The organism is Nioella nitratireducens (assembly GCF_001879715.1).
In the GTDB taxonomy this organism is placed as follows: domain Bacteria; phylum Pseudomonadota; class Alphaproteobacteria; order Rhodobacterales; family Rhodobacteraceae; genus Nioella; species Nioella nitratireducens.
Genome location: NZ_MNBW01000001.1, coordinates 74,783 through 98,212, shown reverse-complemented (window position 1 = coordinate 98,212; position 23,430 = coordinate 74,783). Strand labels below are relative to the sequence as shown.

The following is a 23,430-nucleotide window of genomic DNA, read 5'->3' as shown; positions in this document are numbered from 1 at the left end:
TCACCCGGTTGCGTGGAACACCTTGCCAAGGGCAGCGGGCGCATTCAACGCCGCGCGGCTGCGGTCCGAGGACATGATCACCAGCACGAGGATGGTGATGACATAGGGCGACATCGACAGGATCTCGACCGGAATACTGATCCCCGCCGCCTGAAGACGCAATTGCAGCGCGGTGATGCCGCCGAACAGGTAGGCGCCAAGCAACACGCGCCACGGCTTCCAACTGGCGAACACCACCAGCGCAAGCGCGATCCAACCCGCGCCCGCCGTCATCCCGTCGACCCAGTTCTGGACGCGGACGATGGACAGGAACGCGCCGCCAAGGCCCGCGCAGGCGCCGCCGAACATGATCGCCATCAGGCGAATGCGGATCACCTTGTAGCCAAGCGCGTGCGCGGCGTCGTGATTCTCGCCCACGGCGCGGATGATCAGGCCGGTGCGGGTAAAGCCGAGCACGAACCAGACGGCAGCCACCAGCACGACCGACAGGTAGGTGACCAGCGAATGCCCGAACAGGATCGGTCCCAGCACCGGGATATCGGCCATGGCCGCCGGGAACGGATCGGCCACCGGCGGCAGGGTCGCGCCGGGATAGCCCACCCCGAGCAGCGCCGACAGGCCGAGGCCGAACAGCGTCAGCGCCAGACCGGTCGCCACCTGGTTGGACAGCAAGAGTTGCGTGAGCAGGCCGAATATCAGCGAGAGCGCCATGCCGCTGGCCATCCCCGCGACAAAGCCGAGCGTGGGCGAGCCGGTTTCAACCGTGGTGACAAAGCCCATGACGGCGCCGGTGACCATCATGCCCTCGACCCCGAGGTTGAGGACGCCGGTTTTCTCGACCACCATTTCCCCGATGGCCGCCAGCAGGATCGGGGTCGAGGCCACGATCAGCGCGGCGATGACGGTGACTGGATCAATACCCATCAGGCGACCCCCTCGGACTTGATGCGGATGCGGTAGTTCGACAGCACGTCGAGCGCCAGCAGGAAGAACAGCAGCATTCCCTGGAAGGCCTGAATGGCCGGGGCGGGGATTTGCAGCATCAACTGGGCCAGTTCGCCGCCGATATAGGTCAGCGCCATGATCAGCCCCGCCAGCAGGATGCCGATGGGGTGCAGGCGGCCAAGGAAGGCCACGATGATCGCGGTAAAGCCGTAGCCCACGTTGAAGTCGATGCTGATCTGGCCAGCGGGGCCGGTCACTTCAAAGAGGCCCGCCAGACCGGCCAGCGCGCCCGAGGCGCCAAGGCACATGACCACCAGCCTGTTCGGGTTCACCCCGGCAAAGCGCGCGGCGCGTGGGGCTTGGCCCGCCAGCTTGATCTGGTAGCCCAAAAGGTGCCGGTTGAGCAGCACATAGGCCGCGATCACGGCGATGAAGGCCAGCACCACGCCCCAGTGCATCCCGGTGCCGGAAATGAGTTCTGGGTTGTTCATCGAGTCGATGCGGGCAAGGTTGCGCGATCCGGGAAAGCCGTGCCCCTCGGGGTTGCGCAGGAACTTGGTCGCCGCCGAGGCGAGGATCTTTTCAGCAACGTAGACCAGCAAGAGCGAGACGAGGATTTCATTGGTTCGGAACCGGGTCTTGAGGATCGCCGGGATCATCGCCCATGCCCATCCGCCAAGCGCGCCCGCGACGATCATACCGGGGAAGATCAGCGGGCTGTCCGACGGGTAGAAGGCAAGGCCGAAGCCCGCCCCCGCGATGGCGCCCATGATGTATTGCCCCTCGGCCCCGATATTCCAGATCCCGGCCCGGAACCCGAGGCTGAGGCCGATGGCGATGAGGATCAGCGGCCCGGCCTTCACCAGCAATTGCGGCCGCGTATAGGACGCGAATTGCGTATTGAAGACTGGATCCCAGAAGATGATACGGATCGCCTCGACCGGGTTCTTGCCCAGAAGCGCGAACATCAGCCCGCCGGCGATCATGGTCAGCACCACGGCCAGAACCGGGGTGGCCAGCGTCCAGCCCCTGGACGGGGTCGGGCGTTTTTCAAGCGTCAGCATGGAGCGCCTCCTCGTCCAGATCATGCATGTCATGCGCGCCGCCCAGCATCAGGCCGATGGTTTCCATCGTCAGACCCTTGGTGGCGCGCAGGTTGCTGAGCCGCCCTTCGTTGAGGGCGCAGAAATTGTCGGCCACCTCCAGCAACTCGTCGAGATCCTGGCTGATCACGATCACCCCCGCGCCCTGCCCGGCAAGATCGAGGATCGCCTGCCGGATCGCCGCCGCCGCCGAGGCATCGACGCCCCATGTCGGCTGATTGACCACCAGAACCTTGGGGTCTTGCAGGATTTCCCGTCCGATAACGAATTTTTGCAGGTTGCCGCCCGATAGCGCCCGCGCGGCGTTGTCCGGCCCCGGCGTGCGCACGTCGAAGGCTTGGATGACCTCTTCGGCATAGGCGCGGGTGGCGCGCCAGTCGACGAAGCCCGACCGGTCCAGCCCCTTGCGCTGGCGCGCGGTCAGCAGGGCGTTTTCGATCAGGCTCATATCCGGGGCGGCGGCGTGGCCAAGCCGTTCCTCGGGCGCGCAGAGCAGGCCAAGCGCGCGGCGGTCGTTCGGGCCCGTGTCGCCGATGGGCACCCTGTTCAGCACCACCGTGCCCGGCGCGGTCGTGACCTCGCCCGACAGGGCGGCCAGCAATTCATCTTGCCCGTTGCCGGCGACGCCGCCGATGCCCAGCACTTCACCCGCGTGCAATTCGATCCCGACATGGCGCAGCGGCGTGCCGAACGGGGTCGCAGGCTCCACCGACAGCCCTGCGACCTTGAGCACCACCTCGCCCATGTCGGCATTGACCCGCGCAGGCGACGCCAGCGATTTGCCCACCATCATCTCGGCCATCTCGGCAGCCGACGTGTCGCGCGGGGTGCATTTTCCGACCACCTTGCCAAGCCGCAGGATCGTCGCCTCGTCGCAGAGCGCGCGGATTTCCTCCAGCTTGTGAGAGATATAGAGGATCGAGGTGCCTTCCGAAGATAGTTTGCGCAGGGTGTGGAACAGGATCTCCACCTCTTGCGGGGTCAGCACGCTGGTGGGTTCGTCCATGACGAGCAGCTTGGGATCTTGCAGCAGGCAGCGGATGATCTCGACCCGCTGGCGTTCGCCCGCCGACAGATCGCCGACCAGCCTGTCAGGGTCGAGCGGCAGGCCATACGCCTCGCTCACCTCGCGGATCTGGCGGGCCAGGTCGCGCTGCGCGGGCGGGTTTTCCATCCCGAGCGAGATGTTCTCGGCCACGTTCAGCGCCTCGAACAGCGAGAAATGCTGGAACACCATCGCCACGCCCGAAGCCCGCGCCGCGCGCGGCTCGGTGGGTGTGTAGGGCGTGCCGTTCATCTCCATGGTGCCGCTGTCGGGCCGCACCAGCCCGTAGATCATCTTGACCAGCGTGGATTTCCCCGCGCCGTTCTCGCCGAGCAGCGCGTGCACCTCGCCCGGCAGGATGTCGAAGGACACGTCGCTGTTGGCGACGACGCCGGGATAGGCCTTGGTGATGCCCTTGATGGACAAAAGCGCGGTCTGGCTCACGTCGCACCCCCTTGGGTGCCCACTGGTCTGGTCATGTCATCCCCCTGAGTGCCGCACTCTTGTGCAGTCTGGTTCTTGGTGCGACGCTTTTCCGGCAGCGTCTTTCAATAGGCCAGCCGCCACCCCGACCGCAATGGCCTGAGGGTGCTTGCCTAGGGAAGTATCGCCTATCGGGCAGGCAATGCGTGAAATTTGTGCGTCCCCGTGGCCAAGCTGCCGCAGCCGGGTGCGGAACCGCGCCCATTTGGTGGCCGAGCCGATCAGGCCGCAGTCCTTGAACCCGTGGGCCAGCGCGGCATGGCACAGCGCAAGGTCGATCTCGTGGCTATAGGTCAGGATCAGGTGCCGCGCGTCGGCGGGCGCCAGCCGCATAGCGGCGGCCATGTCGGGCGCGGGCAGAGCGACGACACGCTCCGGGATGTCGTTGGGGAAGCGGTCGGGCGCGCTGTCGATCCAAGTGATGCGGAGATCGGGCAGGGGGGCCAATGTTGCCACGATGGCGCGCCCCACATGGCCGCCGCCCCAGACCCATAGAGGCGTGGTTGCGGACCGGACCGGCTCGACGACCCAGCCCTGCACAAGCCGCGGCGTGACCGGCTGATGGCCTGCCCGCGCGGCTTTCATTGCCGCGGCCAGTTTCAGGGGCATCTCGCCGGGTGTGCCGGGCAGGGGGCGTGCGATGGCCTCTCCTGTTACCTGCGACAGGCGGTCAGCATCCCAGACCTCGGTCAATAGCTGCACCGCGCCGCCGCAGCATTGGCCCAGCCCCGGCCCGAGCGGCACCTTGTCGAAGCGGTCGCCCCCGGCCAGCGCGGCCCGCGCCCGCGCCACCGCCTGAAACTCCAACGCGCCGCCGCCGATGGTGCCCGATTGCCCGGTCTTCCAGACCAGCATCGCCGTGCCTGCGCTGCGCGGGACCGACCCCGCCGTCGCCACCACGACGACACGGGCCACCCGACCGTGGGCTAAGATGGCATCGGCAAGGCTGTCGCGGTCCAGGCTCATCCCCGCGCCCTCTTGACCGCCGCCAGCACCGCCTCGGCCGTGGCGGGGGCCTGAAGGTCGGCATAATTCGGCCCGCAGGCCGCAACGGCCTCTGACAGGGCCGAAAAGACGCTGATCCCCAGCATGAACGGCGGTTCCCCAACGGCCTTGGAGCGATAGATCGTTTCCGCCGGGTTCGGGGCATCCCAGAGCGCCACGTTGAACACGCGGGGCCGGTCCGAACAGGCCGGGATCTTGTAGGTCGAGGGCGCATGGGTGCGAAGCCGTCCCTTGTCGTCCCAGACCAACTCTTCCGTGGTCAGCCAGCCCGCGCCCTGCACGAAGCCGCCTTCGATCTGGCCGATATCGAGGCTTGGGTTCAGGCTGCTGCCGCAATCGTGCAGGATATCCGTGCGCAGGATGCGGTTTTCGCCGGTCAGCGTGTCGATGACCACCTCGGAACAGGCCGCGCCTTGCGCGAAGTAGAAAAACGGTCGCCCGCGCCCGGCGATCCGGTCCCACTCGATATCCGGCGTCTTGTAAAACCCGGTTGCCGACAGGCTGACCCGCCCCGCATAGGCGCGCGCGGCGGCCTCCTCGAAGGGAATCGCCTCCGCCCCCACATGCACCTGCCCATCGACGAAACGCACGCTTGCTGGTTCGGCCTGATGTTCCATGGCCAGGAATGCGGCCATCCGATCGCGGATCGTGTCGCAGGCGGCCTTGGCCGCCATCCCGTTCAGGTCCGAGCCGGAAGAGGCCGCCGTCGCCGAGGTGTTGGGCACCTTGCCTGTATCCGTTGCGGTGATCTTCACCTTCTCGGGCGACACGCCGAAACGGCTGGCCGCCACCTGCGCCACCTTCTGGAACAGGCCTTGTCCCATCTCGGTGCCGCCATGGTTCAGGTGGATCGAGCCATCCTGATACACATGCACCAGCGCGCCCGCCTGGTTGAGGTGGGTGAGCGTGAAGGAAATCCCGAATTTCACCGGCGTCAGCGCGATCCCGCGTTTCAGCACCGGCTGGCTGGCGTTCCACGCGGCAATCGCCGTGCGGCGGCCCGCGTAGTCACAGCTCTCCGCCAATCGCTCGGTCAGCCCGGTCAGCAGGAAATCGGTGACCGGCATGTGATAGGGCGTGGTCTGCTGGCCTTGCTCCATCGGTTCGGGCGAATGCGCGCCGCCAAACCGGGTGGCTTGTCCGGTGCCCGAGCTGATCTTGTGCGCGGTTCCGGCCCCGGTCGCCGCGACGCCTTCTTCGACATTCACGCCCGGTTTGCCGCCCATCTCGGCGTAATAGTTCGCCTTCCGCACCTCCAGCGGGTCCAGCCCCAGAACATGCGCGATATGGTCCATCACCCGCTCAATCCCCAGAACCCCCTGCGGGCCGCCGAAGCCGCGATAGGCGGTGGCGCTTTGGGTATTGGTGCGCAGCCGGTGCGAGGTGATGCGCGCGGCGGGCAGGTGATAGGCGTTGTCGGCATGCAGCATGGCGCGGTCGGCCACGGGCAGGGACAAGTCCATTGCCCAACCGCAGCGCGTCATCTGGTTGAACTCGACCCCCGTCAGGCGGCCATGCATATCGACCCCGGCGCGGTAGTCGATGCGGAAATCGTGCCGCTTGCCGGTGATCATCATGTCATCGTCGCGGTCATAGCGCATCTTGGCGGGGCGGCCGGTCCTGTCCGCGACCATGGCGCAGGCAATCGCCAGATGGTTGCCCTGACTTTCCTTGCCGCCAAAGCCACCGCCCATGCGGCGCACCTCGACCCGGACCGCGTTCATCGGGCGGTGCAGGGCGTGGGCCACCTTGTGCTGAATCTCGGACGGATGCTGGGTGGAACAATGCACCACCATGTCGCCGCCTTCCTGCGGCAGGACCAGCGCGGCCTGACCTTCCAGGTAGAAATGCTCCTGCCCGCCCATCTCGATCCGGCCTTCGACGATATGGGTGGCGCGCGACAGGGCGGTGTCGATATCGCCCTTTTCGTAGATGCGGGGGCCGTCCTCGAACCGGGCATTGGCGGCGAGCGCCTGCCCGATGGTCAGGATCGGTTCCAGTTCCTCGTATTCGACTTTTGCCAGACGAGCGGCCTTGCGCGCCGCAAGGTGGCTGGTGGCGGCGACCAGAAACAGCGGCTGGCCGAGGTAATGGATGGAGCCATCAGACAGCAGCGGCTCGTCATGGGCCGAGGGCGAACAGTCCGGGATCTCATCCAGATCGCCGCCCGCGACCACAACCACCACACCCGGCGCGGCGCGCACGGCATCCAAATCCATCGACGTGATCCGGCCATGGGCGATCTCGGACATGCCGAAGGCCAGATGCAGGCAGTTGGCGGGCACCGGGATGTCATCGACATAGCGGGCCTGGCCTGTCACATGCAGCGGGGCCGCGTCATGGGGCAGGGGTTTTCGAACGCTCATGCCGACACCTCCAGCACGTTTGACGCAACGCCCTGATCCTCGTGGAAATAGCGCAGCAGCATGTTGGCGGCGGTTTCCAAGCGATAAGCGGCAGAGGCGCGCATGTCAGTGAGCGGGGTGAAGTCCTGCCCGTAGGCGGCCATGGCGTCGCGGACGGTGGTTTCCGTCCAGGGCTGGCCGATCAGGACGGTCTCGGCGTTCGCGGCCCGTTTGGGGGTGCCCGCCATGCCGCCATAGGCCAGTTTCGCGCCGGTCACCGTGCCGTTTTCGACGGTCACCGACAGGCAGCCACAAACGGCGGAAATATCCTGATCGAAGCGCTTCGACAGCTTGTAACAGCGCAGCCGGTCTGCTTGCGCGGGGATGGTGATGCCTTCTACGAATTCGCCCGACGCGCGGTCCTGCTTGCCGTAGTCGAGGAAGAAGCTTTCCAGCGGGATCGTGCGGCTTGTGTCACCCTTGCGAAGATGCAACTCCGCCCCGAGCGCAATCAGTGCGGGTGGCGCGTCCCCGATGGGCGATCCATTGGCGATATTGCCGCCGATGGTGGCGGCGTTGCGCACCTGAGTAGACGCAAACCGGCGCAGCATTTCCGCGAAGGAGGGATGGCGGGGCGCGATGGCAGGCAAAAGATCCGCGAGTGTCACCATCGCGCCCACATGCAGGCCCGCGGCATCCGCCGAGATGGTTTTCAGGTCGGCGCAACCGCCAAGGAAGGCAACAGGCGCAAGATCGCGCAGCATCTTGGTGACCCACAGACCCACATCCGTGGCCCCGGCAATCAGCGTCGCATCGGGGTTTGCGGCATACCACGTCGCCAGGTCATCACTGCTGGAGGGGGCGAAGGGCAGGGGGGCGGCGTCCAATGCGGTCACCGCCGCACGATCGGTCTGCATCCAGTCCGGAACTGGTTCAGACGCGGCGGCCTCGGCCGCGCGAATAATCGGCGCATAGCCGGTGCAGCGGCACAGGTTGCCCGCCAGCACGTCGTCGAACGCCGTTTCGCCATTGGTATGGGCGGCGGCAAGCGAGGCCACGATCCCCGGCGTGCAGAACCCGCATTGCGACCCGTGATGGTCCACCATTGCGGCCTGAACAGGGTGCATTTCGCCGTCGGGGCCGGAAAGGCCCTCGACCGTGCGCACCGCCTTGCCGTTCAGTTGCGGCAGGAACAGGATGCAGCCATTGACCGCCCTGGACCCGTCCGCATCTGTGACAACCACGGTGCACGCGCCACAGTCGCCTTCGTTACAGCCTTCCTTGGTGCCGGTCAGGCCCCGGTCGTCGCGCAGCCAATCCAATAGGGTCCGGGTTGCGGGCTGATCCGAAACCCGGACCGGCACGCCGTTGAGGAGGAAACTCACCTCGTCAGTCATTCAGAATCTCGTGTCGCGGTCTGGTCGGAGGGGCGCTGCCCTCAGATGCGCTGGCCCGATGCGACGTAAAGCCAAGAGCGCCTTTTTCCCTGCGCCTGACAGCAAAGCGATTTTTCCCCGTTGTGGCAAGGTGCCACGCTTCGCCCAAGGCGAAAGGACTTTCAGGGAATCCTGCATAATAGGCAGGATTGTTGGGTGGTGAGTGAAAATTAACCTGTCCGGACGGCGCCGTCACAGGGGCGTGGCTGTCAGGAACTGGGCCAGCGTGGCAATGGCAGGGGTGACGCTGAGAATCGTGTTGTGATCGCCGCGGTCGTAGACGCGCAGATCGGCCCCCGGCCAGACCGAGGCCAGTGTTTCGGCATTCTCGACAGGGGCCGCCCAATCGCCTGCCGCGTGAACGATCATCACCGGTTCGCTGCGGCGGCTGGCCATCTCGCGCCACGGAATTTCCAGCGGGCACGGGGCGCTCATCCGGGCCACATGCGCGACAAACCGGTCCAGCGCACGCCCGGTCAGCCCGTAGAGCCGCCCGCTGGTGCGGATCAGGTAGGGCAGGTCGAGCGCCGCCGATACCAAGGCCACGCGCCCCACGGTGCGCCCGCTATCGAGGCTTTGCAGCAGGGCGTTGCCGGTAACGCAATGGGTGGCGGCGGCATCATACGGGCCGAAGCTGTCCAGCGCCGTTTGCATGGCCTTGAAGATGCGATTGACGCCGCAGACCTCTGGCGCCGGGTCACGATGGCCGGGCAGCACCAGCAGATCGACGGCGGCCCCCTTGGCGCGCAGGCTTTGCAGGACGCGGGCGAATTGCCGGGGGTGGCCGTCATGGCCATGAGCCAGCAGAATGCGGGGATGCGGCCGATCCGGCGCCTTGGCGGGATAGTGCAACAGCGCCGCGCCGTCATCCAGTTGGGTCAGCGTTACCCCGGGCGTGGCGGCAAGGCGGGTGCGGTCGATGGCTGCCTCGGTGCGCAGGTAGCGGCGGGCCAGAACCCGCGCCGTCGCGCCCGGAAACAGCAGGATCGCCCCCCGCAACACCCGCCGACGCAGGGTCGCGGGGGCGGGAACCGGCGGCAGGGGCGCCGCAGGCTCGACCGGGGGCGGATCGGCAAGGTCCACAGAGGCAGGATAGGGGTCCGACATGATGCGCGGTATGAAAGCACCCTGATGACGCCAGGGCAAGAACACAGACCTCTGGGTTTCCAATGCGGCAACCGTGGTGATTTCCTGCGCGGATTTCGCTCGCTCCGGCGACATCCCGCCGCGCCCGCCGGTTTTTGCGCGACGGGGCCGTCCGTCAATTCCCTCGCCCTGCGAGCCGCGCTACACTGGATGGCATGAACAGCGCCCCCCGATTCATTCATCTCCGCCTTCACACCGAATATTCCCTTCTGGAAGGGGCCGTCCCGGTCAAGAAATTGCCGGGCATGTGTGCCGCCGCGGGGATGCCCGCCGTCGCAGTAACCGAGACCAACAACATGTTCTCGGCGTTGCAATTCTCGGAAACGGCGGCAGGGGCGGGGGTGCAGCCCATTGTCGGCTGTCAGGTCGATCTGGACTATGATCCGCCCGCGCCGGGGGAAAAGCCGCGCCGCGCCGCGCCCATCGTGCTGCTGGCCCAGAACCAGACCGGCTACAAGCACCTGATGAAGCTGAACACCTGCCTCTATCTGCGCGGGGACGGGACGCTGCCCCACGTCACCATCGACGAGCTGGCCGCGCATTGCGAGGGGATCATTTGCCTGAGCGGCGGCCCGGATGGCCCCATCGGACGCCACCTGCGCAACCACCAACGGCCCAAGGCCGAGGCGCTGATGGCGCGGCTCAAGGCGATTTATCCCGACCGGCTCTATGTCGAGTTGCAGCGCCACCCGGGCGAGGACGGTCTGCCCGAGGCCGAAAAGCTGTCGGAACGCGGCCATATCGAAATGGCCTATGCGATGGAGCTGCCGCTGGTCGCCACCAACGATGTCTATTTCCCCAAGCCCGAGATGTACGAGGCGCATGACGCGCTGCTCTGCATCGCGGACGGGGCCTACGTGGACCAGCAGGAACCGCGCCGCCGCCTGACGCCGCAGCATTATTTCAAGACGCCCGAGGAAATGGCCGCCCTGTTCGCCGACCTGCCCGAGGCGTTGGAAAACACCGTCGAGATTGCCCGCCGCTGTGCCTTTCGGGCGCGGACGCATCCGCCGATCTTGCCGAATTTCGCCGAGGACGAGGTCAGCGAATTGCGCCGTCAGGCCAACGAGGGGCTTCAGGCGCGCCTGGCCGTGATCCCCCATGCGGTCAGCCCGGAAGACTACCAGAAGCGTCTGGATTTCGAGCTGGATATCATCGAGGGCATGGGCTTTCCCGGCTACTTCCTGATCGTTGCCGATTTCATCCAATGGGCCAAGGACCACAACATTCCGGTGGGGCCGGGGCGCGGCTCGGGCGCGGGCAGCCTCGTGGCCTACGCCTTGACCATCACCGACCTTGATCCGCTGCGTTACAGCCTGCTGTTCGAACGCTTCCTGAACCCCGAACGGGTGTCGATGCCCGACTTCGACATCGACTTCTGCATGGATCGCCGCGAAGAGGTGATCCGCTACGTGCAGGAAAAATACGGGCGCGAGAAGGTGGGCCAGATCATCACCTTTGGCGCGCTGCTGTCCAAGGCTGCCGTGCGCGACGTGGGCCGTGTCTTGCAGATGCCCTTCATGCAGGTCGACAAGCTTTCCAAGATGATCCCGGTCGAGGGGGTCAAACCCGTTTCGATCAGCGAGGCGCTGGTGCAGGAACCCCGCCTGCGCGAGGCCGCGCGGGATGAAGAAGTGGTGGAGCGGCTGCTGACCTATGGCCAGCAGGTCGAGGGGCTGTTGCGCAATGCCTCGACCCACGCTGCCGGGGTGGTGATCGGCGACCGTCCGCTGGATGAGCTTGTGCCGCTCTACCAGGATCCGCGCTCTGACATGCCCGCGACGCAGTTCAACATGAAATGGGTGGAACCGGCAGGTTTGGTCAAGTTCGACTTCCTCGGCCTCAAGACCCTGACGGTCATCCAGAACGCCATTGACCTGATCCACGGGCAGGGCCGCGACCTGCATACCGGGGCCGATGGTGTGCAGATCTATGATCCGCCCGACGGCGCCGAGAACCAGATCAACGCGATCCCGCTCGACGACAAACCGACCTACGACCTCTATGCCAGCGCCAAGACGGTGGCCGTGTTCCAGGTGGAAAGCTCGGGCATGATGGATGCGCTGCGGCGCATGAAACCCACCTGTATCGAGGATATCGTGGCGCTTGTGGCGCTCTACCGGCCCGGCCCGATGGAAAACATCCCCACCTACTGCGAGGTGAAGAACGGGGTCAAGGAACGCGCCTCGGTCCATCCGCTGATCGACCATATCCTTGAGGAAACGCAGGGCATCATCGTCTACCAGGAACAGGTGATGCAGATCGCGCAGGTCATGGCGGGCTACAGCCTGGGCGGTGCCGACCTGTTGCGTCGCGCCATGGGCAAGAAGATCAAGGAGGCGATGGACGCCGAACGCCCGAAATTCGAAGACGGCGCGGCCAGGAACGGGGTCGACAAGAAGAAGGCGAGCGAGGTCTTTGACCTGTTGGAGAAATTCGCCAACTACGGCTTCAACAAATCCCACGCGGCGGCCTACGCTGTGGTCAGCTACCAGACGGCATGGCTGAAAGCGAACCACACGGTGGAATTCATGGCCGCCGTCATGAACTGCGATATCCACCTGACCGACAAGCTGAACATCTACAAGCAAGAGGTCGACCGGCTGGGGATCGAGACCATTCCGCCCTGCGTCAACCGCTCTGCCGCCAGTTTCACGGTCAAGGATGGCAAGGTCGTCTACGCGCTTGGCGGGCTGAAAAACGTCGGTGTCGATGCCATGGGCCTGATCGTCGAGGGCCGCGACGGGCGGCCCTTTGCCACGCTCTTCGATGTCGCCCGCCGGGTGGATCTGAAAAGGGTCGGCAAACGCTCGCTGGAAATGCTGGCCCGCGCCGGGGCGTTTGATGAGCTTGACCGCAACCGCCGCCGGGTGTTCGAAGGTCTGGATGCGCTGGTGGGCTATTCCGCCGCGATCCATGAGCAGCGCAATTCCAACCAGGTGTCCCTGTTTGGCGAGGCGGGCGACGACCTGCCGGAACCACGCCTGCCGAACCCGTCGGACTGGCTGCCCAACGAGCGGCTGGCGGAAGAGCACAAGGCCATCGGCTTCTATCTGTCGGGCCACCCGCTGGACGATTACATGCCCGCGCTCAAGCGCAAGAAATGCATGACGCTGGAAGAGGTCAGCCGAAAGGTGCAGGGCGGCGCCTTCGTCGCCAGGATGGCGGGGGCCGTATCCTCGCGGCAGGAACGCAAGAGCCAGCGCGGCAATCGCTTTGCCTTCGTGTCGCTGTCCGACCCGACCGGGCTTTACGAGGTCACCATGTTCTCGGACGTGCTGGAGACCAGCCGCGATTTCCTCGAGTCGGGCTCCAACGTGGTGCTGACGGTCGAAGCGACCTACGAGGGCGAGCAGCTCAAGCTGCTGGCCCGCGCGGTGCAGCCCATCGACGGCGCGGTGGCCGATGCGGGCGGCTCGGGCCTGCGCATCTTCATCGAGGAACCGCAGGCCATCCCCGGTGTCGCGGGCCTGTTGGAACGGGCCAAGAGCGAGCCGAAACTGCGCGGGCGCGGGCCGGTGCATATGTGCCTGATGAACCCCGGCTTGCCCGGCGAGGTCGAGGTGCTGTTGGGCGAGGACTACCCGGTGAACCCGCAAATCAAGGGCGCACTCAAGAGCCTTGATGGCGTGGTGCTGGTCGAGGAGGTGTAGGGGCGGCTCCTCAGCCGCTTTGGGGCCTCCTTGCGATGACGCCGCCTGTAGGGCGGACGCGCGCCTGCCTATTCTGCCGGGGCGGGCATCGCGGCCTGGATCACCGTCTCGCCGCCCGGTTGCGGATGGCGCGGCACCAGCAGCGCCAGAACCAGCGACACCACCGCCATGCCCGCAGCCAGCAGGAAGACCGAACCGGGATAGACCAGCCACAGATAACCGAGCGCGGCAGGCAGCACGACCGCCGCGATATGGTTGATGGTAAAGGCCACCGCCGCCGTGGGGGCGATGTCGCCCGGGTCGGCGATCTTGTGGAAATAGGTCTTGATCGCCAGCGCCAGCGAGAAGAACAGGTGATCGACCACGTACAGGATCAGCGCCAGCGTCACCCCCCAGCCGAAATAGTAGATCCCGGCATAGAGCAGGAAGACGGTGATCAGCCCGACATATTCGAACACCAGCGCCGCGCGTTCGCCGAACACCGTCACCAGCCGCCCCAGCAGCGGCGCACAGATCATGTTCAGCACCAGCGTGACCATGAACAGCCCGGCGATGTCATGCACGTCAAAGCCGAAATGCTCGACCATCATGAAGCCTGCGAAGACGGTGAAGATCTGCCGCCGCGCCCCGGCCATGAATTGCAGCGCGTAATACAGCCAGTAGCGCCGCCGCAGGACGAAGGTCTTGCGCTGCGGATTAGGGGCCTCGAATTGCGGGTAGGCGACAAGGCAAAACAGGGCGACCGCCGCCGTGAACCCGCCCGCCGACCAGTAGACCACCGAAAAGCTCAGGTCATAGGCCCGCCATGTCAGGATGATCAGCGCATAGGCCACCAGCGTGGCGCCCGACCCGGCGGCCATGATCCAGCCCAGCGTTTGCGGCGCGCGCTTGCGGTCCAGCCATTGCAGTTGCAGCGACTGGTTCACCGTTTCGTAGTAGTGGAACCCGATGGAACTGAGCAGCGTGATCACCATGATCCCGCCGAAGGTGGGGAACTGCGCGGTCACCGCCGTCGCCACCCCCAACAGGGTCAGCGATATCAGCCCCAGCACTTGCTCTCGGATCACCATGATCAGCAGGATCACCCCGATGGCCAGGAAACCGGGGATCTCACGGATGGTGTGCAGCCAGCCGATATCCGACCCGTCGAACTGCGCCACCTCGATCACGAAGTTGTTGAGCAGCGCCGACCATGTGGAAAAGGCGATCGGCATCGCCAGCGCCATGACGAAGAGCAACCCTATCGGCTGACGCCATCGGGGCAGGGCCTTGGCCTCGTCGAGCGAGACGGTGCGGAAAAGACGATTTTGCGACATGCGGTCCCGATTAGGGCGTTTTTCGGGGGCTGGCGAGGGAAAAAATCGCATTCCACCCTGTGAATATGACATGGGTCAAGGTCGTCCCCCCGCGACTGACGCACATGGGGTCACGAAAAACGGGAGTCTGCCCATGGATATCGTGCCCCTTGTCGATTGGCTGGGAGAGCCGGAAACAGCCGCCCTCTTTGGCCTGATCACCGGCCTTGTGTTCGGCGTCGCCGCGCAGCGGTCGGCCTTTTGCCTGCGCGCGTCTGTCGTGGAATTCGGGCGCGGTGGTCTTGGGCGGCGCATGGCGGTCTGGCTGCTGGCCTTTTCCACCGCGCTGGTCTGGACCCAAGGCGCCGAGATGGCGGGCCTGTTGCGGCCCGAACAGGCGCGGATGATGGCGGTGCCGGGGTCGATCTCTGGCGCAATCGTCGGCGGGCTTCTGTTCGGCGCGGGGATGATCCTTGCGCGCGGCTGTTCGGGGCGGCTTCTGGTGCTGGCGGCCACGGGCAACCTGCGTTCGCTGATGTCCGGTCTGGTCTTTGCCGTGGTGGCGCAGATGTCGCTGGTGGGGTGGCTGTCGCCCCTGCGCAACTGGTTGGCGGCGCTGTGGGTCACGCCGGGGGGCACCAATTTCAACCTGCTGACGGCCCTGCACCTGCCGCAGCAGGCCGGGATGGGGATCGGCCTGCTGTTTGCCATTGCCGCGCTGGTGCTGGCATGGCGCAACACCGTTGGGCCACGGGTGCTGATCTTCGCCTCGGGCGTGGGCTTTGCCGTGGCGCTCGGCTGGGTGCTGACCTTTGCCCTCAGCCAAGTGGCCTTCGATCCGGTTCAGGTGCAAAGCGCAACCTTTACCGGCCCCTCGGCCAATGTGCTGATGTTCTTCCTGACACCGAACCCGGTGCTCAATTTCGATATCGGTCTGGTCCCCGGCGTCTTCATCGGGGCGTTCCTGTCTGCCGCTGTGGTGCGCGAGCTGAAATTTCAGGGCTTTGACGGCCCCACCGCCATGCGCCGGGCCCTTCTGGGCGCGACCTTCATGGGCATGGGCGGTATGCTTGCAGGTGGCTGCGCCGTCGGCGCGGGCGTCACCGGCGGCTCGATCTTCGTGGGCACCGCCTGGCTGGCGCTCTTTTGCATGTGGCTGGGCGGCATGGCGACCGACCGCCTTCTGCAAGCGTGGGAAGGCGCGCCGCAACCGGCCTGACCAACCGAAAAACGCCACCCCGGTCGGGTGGCGTTTTCCTTCTGCGTCAGCTGGCCAACACGTTGCGGAAGGCCCAGGGCTCGCTTTCGTCGATATCTTCGGGGAACAGGTCCCACCGGTCTTGCAACGGGGTCCAGTCGGTGTAATGCGCCTCGACCGGGCCCAGATAGGGGCGCTGCACTTCAAGGCAGCGGGCATGGTCCATCTCGTCGGCTTCGACGATCCCCGCATTGGGGTTTTCCAACGCCCAGACCATCCCGGCCAGAACAGCGGATGTCACCTGAAGACCGGTCGCGTTCTGGTAGGGGGCCAGATCGCGGGTTTCCTCGTTCGACAGGCGCGACCCGAACCAAAGCGCGTTCTTTTCGTGCCCGTAGAGCAGCACGCCAAGTTCGTCGATCCCCTCGACGATCTCGTCCTCGGTCAGGATGTGGTGCTTGGTCTGCTGGCGGCCCGAGCCGAACATTTCGTGCAAGCTCAGCACTGCATCGTCGGACGGGTGATAGGCATAGTGGCAAGTCGGGCGGAACTCGGGCGCGGAGGCATCGCCGACGGTGAAATAGTCCGAGATCGAGATCGCCTCGTTATGGGTCACGAGAAAGCCGAACTGGGGGCCGGGGGTTGGGCACCAAGTGTGCACACGGGTGATCGCGCCGGGCCGGTCCAGCCAGATGCCCGCCATGCAGCCGGTGTCGTGGCTGTGGCCGTTTTCCGGGAACCACGGCTCATGCGTGCCCCAGCCCAGTTCAGCGGGTTGGAACCCTTCCGAGATAAAGCCCTCGACCGACCATGTGTTGACGAAGACGCCACGCGGGCGGGGCAGGCGGCGGGCCTGAGTGTCGCGCTCGGCGATATGCACGCCCTTGACGCCAAGGTCGCGCATCAGGTTGCCCCAGCCCGCGCGGGTGGCGGGTGTCCCGACCTCGCGGCCGGTATCCTTGGCCAGCGTCAAGAGCGCCTCTTTCACGAACCAGCTGACCATGCCGGGATTGGCGCCGCAGCAACTGACGGCGGTGGTGCCGCCGGGGTTGGCGGCTTTTTCGTCCCGCACCTTCTGGCGCAGCGCGTAATTGGTGCGCGCCGCGTTGTCGGTGGTGCCGAAGTAATAGCCCGCCCAGGGTTCGACCACGGTGTCGATATAGGGCACCCCGATCTCGCGGCAGAATGTCATCAGGTCCAGCGACGAGGTATCGACGCTGAGATTGACGCAAAAGCCTTTGCCCGGCTCCAGCAGGCGGCCCAGAACGTCGCGGTAATTCTCGGGCGTCAGCGCCTCTTGCACATGGGTCAGCTTGTGCTGGCGCAGGAAATTGGCGTGGCTCTCGTCCGGGTCGATCACGGTGAACTTGTCGGCGTCATAGTCGAAATGCCGCTCGATCAAAGGCCATGTGCCTTTTCCGATCGAGCCGAAGCCGATCATCACGATGGGTCCGTCGATGCGAGCGTAAACCGGGTGAGACATGGCCGTTTCCTCCTGTTGCGGGCAGTTCGAAACAAAAAAGGGCCGCGCCGGATCGGCGCGGCCCCATGATGTCGAAGCGCCAGCCCCTTAGTTCTGTGCGTAATATTCGATGACGAGATTCGGTTCCATCTGCACGGCATAGGGAACGTCGCCAAGGCCGGGGATGCGCACGAAGGTCGCGGTCATCTTGGAATGATCCGCCTCGACGTAGTCGGGCACGTCACGCTCGGCCAGTTGGGTCGCTTCCAGAAGGGCGGCCATCTGCTTGGATTTCTCGCGGACCTCGATCACGTCACCTTCCTGAACACGGTAGGAGGGGATGTTCACGCGCTTGCCGTTCACGGTCACATGGCCGTGGTTCACGAACTGGCGGGCCGCAAAGACGGTGGCGACGAACTTGGCGCGGTAAACGACGGCGTCAAGACGCTGTTCCAGCAGGCCGATCAGGTTTTCACCGGTATCGCCCTTGCGACGCTCGGCATCGGCGAAGATGCGGCGGAATTGCTTTTCGGTCAGGTCGCCGTAGTAGCCTTTCAGCTTCTGCTTGGCGCGCAGTTGCAGACCGAAGTCCGACAGCTTGCCCTTGCGGCGCTGACCGTGCTGGCCGGGGCCGTATTCGCGGCGGTTGACCGGGGATTTCGGACGTCCCCAGATGTTTTCGCCCATACGGCGGTCGATCTTGTACTTGGCAGAGGTGCGTTTGGTCACCGTCTGATCTCCTTCTTTCGGGCACCTCCAAAGCGGAGGCCATGAAGGGCGTTGTCCTCTGGCTTGCGCCTGACAGGGATCCCCTTGCGGGGGCCACCAACACCAATGAAAAACCCCGGCAATCGCTTGCCGGGATGGGCGGCTTTTACAGCCTGCATCGGGGGAGTCAAGGACCGCTCGGGCAAATTGCACCGGTTCCGGCGTGCCCCGGCGAAAAATGCGGTCGATGGTGGCTTGGAGCATGTCGCGCAAAAGCGGGAACCGGCTTTGCACTCCTCGGACATGCGACATCAAAAGGTTTGAGCGGAGGGCGTTATTGGGAAAGACCGCAACACGCTCTAATGCAGGGCCCGCGCGCCGTGCAACCCGTGTTTCAGGATCGCGGCCTCGGCGCTGTCCAGCATCCGCCGCGCGGGGGCGCCGAAGCGAAAGGCATCGCCTTCCAGATGCGGCATCACCGCCAACAGCGACCGGCGCTGTCCGCCCGCCAGATTGTCCAGCCCCATGAAGCCGGGGTGGAAGGTCTCGACCTCCAGCCCGTTGGCCCAGATCACCTGGTGGCGTTCCAGCATCAGGTGCACATACCATGTTTCGCGCATCGAGTGGTCAACGGTGATCCCCCGATCCCCGACCAGATCGCGCGCGGCAACCAGCACTTCCGCCTCGCCCCACAGGTCGCGCGCCGCGGCGCCTTTGACCAGAACCCGGTGCTCGGGCGACACCACAAGATCGCCGTCAGGCCGGTAGAGCCCAAGCGCCCCGCCACGGATGCGGACAGGCCGCAGGTCGGGCATCGCGAACAGGCGCGCGCCGGACATGCGGCTTTGGCCCGTCCAGACCACCGGTTGCGGGCCGTCGTCGCGGGTCAGCACCTTGTCATCGGGGCCCAGATCCTCGATCGGCATATCGCCATGCTCGGTGCGCAGGCGCGTGCCGGGGGTAAAACAGATGATCGAGGCGGGTTCCGGCTGATCCATCGGGCGCGGCTGGTTCACGCGCACGATGCTCAGATCTCGGCCCGCCGGGGGGGTTGCGTCGGGAAAGATCAACAGGGGCAACCGCCCGCCGTCGCCCGCAATCGGCACCACGGAATAGAACCGCGCGCCATCGGCAACGACAAAGGCATCGGCAAACAACGGGTCCGCATCAAGGGCGGCGTCCTGTTGCGGGGTGGGCGCGGGGTGGTGCAGCAGTTTGCGCACCACCCGCGCGGCCCGGGCACGGAGCTCGGCGTGATCCTGGCTGACTCCCAGGAGAAGCGCGGCGCCATCGCCTTCCAGAGGAAGAGCGCGGCCATGCCAGCGCCAGGTCATCCCTTCGGCCAGTTCATTATTTTTCTCTGCCGGAACGCCCTCGATCAGAGTTTGAGTCCATGCGATCATGGACAGGCCCTGAAAGCCCGTGCTCATGGTGTTACCGCCCGTTTTTTAATTGTTTTCTTGCCCAGTAAGGAAAGCCTAACAGACGCGAATCACCTTGAGAAGGGGGTGATTCGCTTCCGATTCGAAAAAAGTCGTGGGAGGATCAGAATTCCAGCGCGACCGTCAGCGACCCGACCGTCTGGCCGCTGCTTTGCCCGACAAATTCCTCGGACAGGTAGGTCAGCCCGTAGAAGACGTTGGAATAGCCGAATGCGTAGTTCATTCCGGCCCGCAGACGGTATCGCGTATCTTCCAGGACGTAGCCGCGATCAGAGGGCAGGTAATGCGAGCTGTCGACATAGGCCACATCGCCCCCCAACACCCATGACAGGCCGAAATCGGATTCGCTGTCGATGGCACTGATGCGCTGGCCAGTGGTCACGTCGCGCAGCCGCAATCCGCCTTCGCCGTAGTTGCCAAAGGTCACATCCATCCCGACGCGGGCCATGGTTTCCACCCCGGCCTGAAGCTCGACAAACGGGCGCACGCGGGCGGGGCCGACATTCATCTCGCGACCGATCTCGACCGTGCCATGCAGGAAGATGCCGTTGTCGACCTGGAAATTACTGACATTGCTGGATTGCAGGCTGAGCAGGTCGTGCACGCCCGCTTGCAGCCGCCGCACGCCGGTCTGTTCGCCCATGGCGACGATATCGGCGCCGACCGCCATCTCGAACCCCGACCATTGGAAATGGCTATGCGCGCCGACCGACAGCACCCCGGCATACAGCCGGTCGCCGGCGGCGGGGCGGTTCAGGTTGGCCGGGGACAGCACCTCCCCGCGAAAGCGGTATTCCATCACGTCGCCCATCCGGGTCGGCAAGACGCCGTCCCAGCCCGCCCCACGCACGCTGCTGACCCAGTAGGCGCCGGTGCGCCAACGGTCATGCCCGTCGCCGATCAGGTCGTTGGTGAAAAGCCGTGCCTGCCCCAGTTCGGGACGCACACCTTGTGCCGCCGCACCGGGTGCCCCAAATGCCAATACGCACAGGAAAAGCCCGATCGGGCCAAGCGCCTGCTTCATCTGCTATGCCTCGTTCATACGGTCTGCTTTTTTCGCAGCCTGTTATTGAATTAAGGTCAAATTATCACGCGGGTGTGGAATAGGCAAAACTTTGCTCAAAAGAATTCCCCTTGTCGCGGAAAGGTCGCGGTCTAGCTGACCAGCAAGCAAGGAATGTGAAAGGTCGGACCCATGCGCCATATCTCAGCTGCCCTGTTTGCCGCCGGTCTGGCCGGTCTTGCCGTCGTGGCCCTGCCGCACACCGCCCCCGCCGCGACCGAGGCAACGATGGCGGAAACGCTGCCGCATGTGGTGTTTTCCAATATCGACGGCGGCACCCATGACAGCGCCGATTGGGCGGGGCATCCGGTTCTGGTGATCAATTCCGCCTCGATGTGCGGCTACACCCCGCAATACGAGGCGATGCAGGATCTGCACGAAGCCTATGGCGATCGCGGGCTGATCGTTCTGGCCGTGCCGTCCGATGACTTCCGGCAGGAATATGACAACGCCGAGGAGGTGCGCAATTTCTGCGAGATCACCTTTGGCCTGACCCTGCCCATGACCGACATCACCCATGTGCGCGGCCCCGAGGCGCATCCGTTCTATCAATGGATGCAGGCCAGCCAGAACTGGGCCCCGCGCTGGAACTTCAACAAGGTCTTGATCGGCGCGGACGGGTCCGTTCTGGGCACTTGGGGGTCGCGGGTCGAGCCGAACGACCCCCGTATCCTGTCACTGATCGAGGCGGATCTGGGGGCCTGACTGCCCCCTCTATTTCCGCTTCATCGCATCCTTCAGCGCCGCGCCAAGCGCGCCGGTCTGGTCCTGTGTCGCGGGGGCGGCTTTCGGCCCCGGTTTGCCCCGCTTTGGCTGCCCGCCGCCGCGCTTTTCCTGCCTCTCGGGCTTGGCCCCCTGTGCCGTGCCGCCATCCTTGCGCATGGTCAGACCGATCCGCTTGCGCGGCACATCCACCTCGACCACGCGCACGCTCACCACGTCGCCCGCCTTGACCACCTCATGCGGATCCTTGACGAAGCGGTCGGCCAACTGGCTGATATGAACCAGCCCGTCCTGATGCACGCCGATATCGACGAAGGCCCCGAAGGCCGCCACGTTCGTTACCGTGCCTTCCAGTTTCATACCGGGGCGCAGGTCGGTGATTCCTTCCACCCCGTCAGCGAAGCTCGCCGTGACGAAGCCCGGGCGCGGATCGCGGCCCGGCTTTTCCAACTCGCTCAGGATGTCGCGCACCGTGGGCAAGCCGAAACTGTCATCGACGAACTGTTCCGCCCGCAGCCCTTTCAGCGCCTCGGGCTTGCCCATGATGTCACGAATATCGCGCCCGCAGGCCGATACGATCCGCCGCGCCACGCCATACGCCTCGGGGTGAACGGACGAGGCATCGAGCGGTTCCGCACCCTCGCGGATGCGCAGAAACCCCGCGCATTGTTCAAAGGCTTTCGGTCCCAGCCCGGTCACTTTCAGCAGCGCCTTGCGCGAGGGAAACGCCCCATGTGCGTCGCGGTGCGCCACCACCGCCTCGGCCAGCGATTTGCCCAAGCCTGCCACATGCGCCAACAGCGGTGCCGACGCCATGTTCAGATCGACGCCCACGGCGTTCACCGCGTCTTCCACCACCGCCGCCAGCGTCTGCGCCAAGCGTCGCTGATCCACGTCATGCTGGTATTGCCCGACCCCGATGGATTGCGGCTCGATCTTGACCAGCTCGGCCAGCGGGTCCTGCAAGCGCCGCGCGATGGACACCGCGCCGCGCAAGCTGACGTCGAGACCGGGAAATTCCCGCGCCGCCAGTTCCGACGCCGAATAGACCGAGGCCCCGGCTTCGCTGACCACCACCTTGGTGGGTTTGGGTTCTGCTGAATAATGGGAGAGCATCTCGTGGACCAGCTTTTCAGTCTCGCGGCTCGCTGTACCGTTCCCGATGGCAATCAACTCGACATCATGGCGCTTGCAAAGCGCACCGAGAGTCGCGCGAACCACCCGCCCGCCATCCCTGAGAGGATAAACCGTGTCGGTCGCTACAAGCTTTCCCGTCGCATCAACGACAGCGACCTTGCACCCGGTACGAAGGCCAGGGTCGATTCCCATCGTCGGCCGCGCGCCCGCAGGCGCGGCCAGCAGCAGATCCTTCAGGTTCCGTGCGAATACCGCAATCGCCTCTTCATGCGCGCGTTTGCGCAACTCGCCCAACAGGTCGACATACATCGAAAGGCTCAGCTTGATCCGCCATGTCCAGCCCGCCACGCCGCGCAGCCACGCGTCCCCCGGCCCGTCGCCCCGAATGCCGATGGCCGAAGCGACGATGCCCGTGGCCCGCGCCGGGCCGGTTTCGGGGTCGGGCGCGATCTCGATGGTCACGATCTCTTCTTTCGAGGCCCGTAGAATTGCCAGCGCCCGGTGCGACGGGATCGTCGCCCATTTCTCGCGGTGGTCGAAATAATCCGAGAACTTGGCGCCCTCTTGCTCCTTGCCGTCCATCACCTTGGCGGCAATGAACGCCTCCGTGCGCATGAACTCTCGCAGGCGCCCCAGAAGGACGGCGTTCTCGCTCAGCTCTTCGGCCAGAATGTCGCGCGCGCCTGTCAGCGCCTCTTTCACGCCGGGCACGGCCTCGGTTACATAGCCCTCGGCCAGTTGTTCCGGCACCGCGCCGCGATCCGCCTCGATGGCGCGCAACAACGGTTCCAGCCCGTTTTCCCGTGCGATCATCGCCTTGGTGCGGCGTTTGGGCTTGTAGGGCAGGTAGATGTCTTCCAGCGTCGCCTTGGTGTCGGCCCCGGCAATTGCGCGGGCCAGATCGTCGGTCAGTTTGCCCTGATCGGTGATGGATTGCAGGATCGTCGCGCGCCGCGCCTCCAGCTCGCGCAGGTAAGACAGCCGGTCGGCCAGCGTCCGCAACTGCGTGTCGTCCAGACCACCCGTCGCCTCCTTGCGGTAGCGCGCCACGAAAGGCACCGTCGCGCCGCCATCCAGCAGGTCCACGGCGGCACTCACCTGTGCAGGCGTGGCGGCGATCTCGGTGGCGATGGTACGGGCTATGCGGGGGGCGGTCTGGGTCAAGGGCACGGTCCTTTTGGTAACTGGGCGGCACCCGGTGATAGCCGCCGCACGCGACCGCGCCAAGGGGCCGATTGCGG

16 protein-coding genes are annotated in these 23,430 nt (G+C 65.4%); 3 read left to right on the top strand and 13 right to left on the bottom strand.

Annotation, left to right across the window (positions count from 1 at the left end):
• From BKY27_RS00455 to BKY27_RS00425, 7 genes are all read right to left on the bottom strand, one after another.
• Complete coding sequence (locus BKY27_RS00455; RefSeq protein WP_071672452.1) at positions 1-924, bottom strand: ABC transporter permease; 924 nt, start codon at positions 922-924, stop codon at positions 1-3.
• On the bottom strand, positions 924-2,009 hold the full coding sequence (locus BKY27_RS00450; RefSeq protein WP_071672451.1) for an ABC transporter permease: 1,086 nt from the start codon (positions 2,007-2,009) through the stop codon (positions 924-926). Before BKY27_RS00450 ends, BKY27_RS00455 begins: the two co-directional genes overlap by 1 nt.
• Positions 1,996-3,537 carry an ABC transporter ATP-binding protein gene (locus BKY27_RS00445; RefSeq protein ID WP_071672450.1) on the bottom strand — a complete coding sequence of 514 codons (1,542 nt, stop codon included), beginning with the start codon at positions 3,535-3,537 and terminating at the stop codon, positions 1,996-1,998. Before BKY27_RS00445 ends, BKY27_RS00450 begins: the two co-directional genes overlap by 14 nt.
• Positions 3,538-3,573: 36 nt before the next feature.
• A complete protein-coding gene (gene xdhC / locus BKY27_RS00440) occupies positions 3,574-4,542 on the bottom strand; it encodes a xanthine dehydrogenase accessory protein XdhC (protein ID WP_071672449.1) in 969 nt (322 codons plus the stop codon).
• Positions 4,539-6,947, bottom strand: a complete 2,409-nt coding sequence (xdhB, locus tag BKY27_RS00435; protein WP_071672448.1) for a xanthine dehydrogenase molybdopterin binding subunit — start codon at positions 6,945-6,947, stop codon at positions 4,539-4,541. Before xdhB ends, xdhC begins: the two co-directional genes overlap by 4 nt.
• Positions 6,944-8,323 (bottom strand): xanthine dehydrogenase small subunit, encoded by a 1,380-nt coding sequence (xdhA, locus tag BKY27_RS00430; protein ID WP_071672447.1) that lies wholly within the window; start codon positions 8,321-8,323, stop codon positions 6,944-6,946. Before xdhA ends, xdhB begins: the two co-directional genes overlap by 4 nt.
• Positions 8,324-8,554: 231 nt before the next feature.
• Positions 8,555-9,469: an alpha/beta fold hydrolase gene (locus BKY27_RS00425; protein ID WP_146636132.1), complete on the bottom strand. Its 915-nt coding sequence runs from the start codon at positions 9,467-9,469 to the stop codon at positions 8,555-8,557.
• A 194-nt stretch (positions 9,470-9,663) separates the two neighbouring features.
• Here BKY27_RS00425 and dnaE point away from each other — a divergent pair, with 194 nt between their 5' ends.
• Positions 9,664-13,161, top strand: a complete 3,498-nt coding sequence (gene dnaE, locus BKY27_RS00420) for a DNA polymerase III subunit alpha (RefSeq protein WP_071672445.1) — start codon at positions 9,664-9,666, stop codon at positions 13,159-13,161.
• 68 nt (positions 13,162-13,229) lie between these two features.
• On the opposite strand, the gene BKY27_RS00415 is transcribed toward dnaE, so the two are convergent.
• Entirely contained in the window at positions 13,230-14,477 is a 1,248-nt protein-coding gene (locus tag BKY27_RS00415) for an MFS transporter (protein WP_071672444.1), read from the bottom strand.
• A gap of 133 nt (positions 14,478-14,610) precedes the next feature.
• Here BKY27_RS00415 and BKY27_RS00410 point away from each other — a divergent pair, with 133 nt between their 5' ends.
• Positions 14,611-15,675, top strand: a complete 1,065-nt coding sequence (locus BKY27_RS00410) for a YeeE/YedE family protein (RefSeq protein ID WP_071672443.1) — start codon at positions 14,611-14,613, stop codon at positions 15,673-15,675.
• Positions 15,676-15,721: 46 nt separating this feature from the next.
• Here the strand turns inward: BKY27_RS00410 and BKY27_RS00405 are convergent, their stop codons facing one another.
• From BKY27_RS00405 to BKY27_RS00385, 4 genes are all read right to left on the bottom strand, one after another.
• On the bottom strand, positions 15,722-17,137 hold the full coding sequence (locus BKY27_RS00405) for a homospermidine synthase (RefSeq protein WP_071672442.1): 1,416 nt from the start codon (positions 17,135-17,137) through the stop codon (positions 15,722-15,724).
• 87 nt (positions 17,138-17,224) lie between these two features.
• A complete protein-coding gene (rpsD, locus tag BKY27_RS00400; RefSeq protein WP_071672441.1) occupies positions 17,225-17,845 on the bottom strand; it encodes a 30S ribosomal protein S4 in 621 nt (206 codons plus the stop codon).
• Positions 17,846-18,183: 338 nt separating this feature from the next.
• Positions 18,184-19,254: a Hint domain-containing protein gene (locus BKY27_RS00390; protein ID WP_071672439.1), complete on the bottom strand. Its 1,071-nt coding sequence runs from the start codon at positions 19,252-19,254 to the stop codon at positions 18,184-18,186.
• Positions 19,255-19,369: 115 nt separating this feature from the next.
• Positions 19,370-20,290: a lipid A-modifier LpxR family protein gene (locus BKY27_RS00385; protein WP_071672438.1), complete on the bottom strand. Its 921-nt coding sequence runs from the start codon at positions 20,288-20,290 to the stop codon at positions 19,370-19,372.
• A 171-nt stretch (positions 20,291-20,461) separates the two neighbouring features.
• Here BKY27_RS00385 and BKY27_RS00380 point away from each other — a divergent pair, with 171 nt between their 5' ends.
• The gene (locus BKY27_RS00380; protein WP_233491747.1) at positions 20,462-21,034 is read left to right on the top strand and encodes a glutathione peroxidase; all 573 of its coding nucleotides are present in this window, start codon (positions 20,462-20,464) and stop codon (positions 21,032-21,034) included.
• 9 nt (positions 21,035-21,043) lie between these two features.
• Here BKY27_RS00380 and BKY27_RS00375 read toward each other — a convergent pair whose 3' ends face one another.
• The gene (locus BKY27_RS00375; protein ID WP_071672437.1) at positions 21,044-23,353 is read right to left on the bottom strand and encodes a Tex family protein; all 2,310 of its coding nucleotides are present in this window, start codon (positions 23,351-23,353) and stop codon (positions 21,044-21,046) included.
• Positions 23,354-23,430: the final 77 nt, after the last annotated feature.

Coding starts and splice junctions, on each gene's coding strand:
- BKY27_RS00455 (WP_071672452.1), bottom strand. CDS start 924: ATGGGTATTGATCCAGTCACCGTCATCGCCGCGCTGATCGTGGCCTCG.
- BKY27_RS00450 (WP_071672451.1), bottom strand. CDS start 2,009: ATGCTGACGCTTGAAAAACGCCCGACCCCGTCCAGGGGCTGGACGCTG.
- xdhC (WP_071672449.1), bottom strand. CDS start 4,542: ATGAGCCTGGACCGCGACAGCCTTGCCGATGCCATCTTAGCCCACGGT.
- xdhB (WP_071672448.1), bottom strand. CDS start 6,947: ATGAGCGTTCGAAAACCCCTGCCCCATGACGCGGCCCCGCTGCATGTG.
- xdhA (WP_071672447.1), bottom strand. CDS start 8,323: ATGACTGACGAGGTGAGTTTCCTCCTCAACGGCGTGCCGGTCCGGGTT.
- BKY27_RS00425 (WP_146636132.1), bottom strand. CDS start 9,469: ATGTCGGACCCCTATCCTGCCTCTGTGGACCTTGCCGATCCGCCCCCG.
- dnaE (WP_071672445.1), top strand. CDS start 9,664: ATGAACAGCGCCCCCCGATTCATTCATCTCCGCCTTCACACCGAATAT.
- BKY27_RS00415 (WP_071672444.1), bottom strand. CDS start 14,477: ATGTCGCAAAATCGTCTTTTCCGCACCGTCTCGCTCGACGAGGCCAAG.
- BKY27_RS00410 (WP_071672443.1), top strand. CDS start 14,611: ATGGATATCGTGCCCCTTGTCGATTGGCTGGGAGAGCCGGAAACAGCC.
- BKY27_RS00405 (WP_071672442.1), bottom strand. CDS start 17,137: ATGTCTCACCCGGTTTACGCTCGCATCGACGGACCCATCGTGATGATC.
- BKY27_RS00390 (WP_071672439.1), bottom strand. CDS start 19,254: ATGAGCACGGGCTTTCAGGGCCTGTCCATGATCGCATGGACTCAAACT.
- BKY27_RS00385 (WP_071672438.1), bottom strand. CDS start 20,290: ATGAAGCAGGCGCTTGGCCCGATCGGGCTTTTCCTGTGCGTATTGGCA.
- BKY27_RS00380 (WP_233491747.1), top strand. CDS start 20,462: ATGCGCCATATCTCAGCTGCCCTGTTTGCCGCCGGTCTGGCCGGTCTT.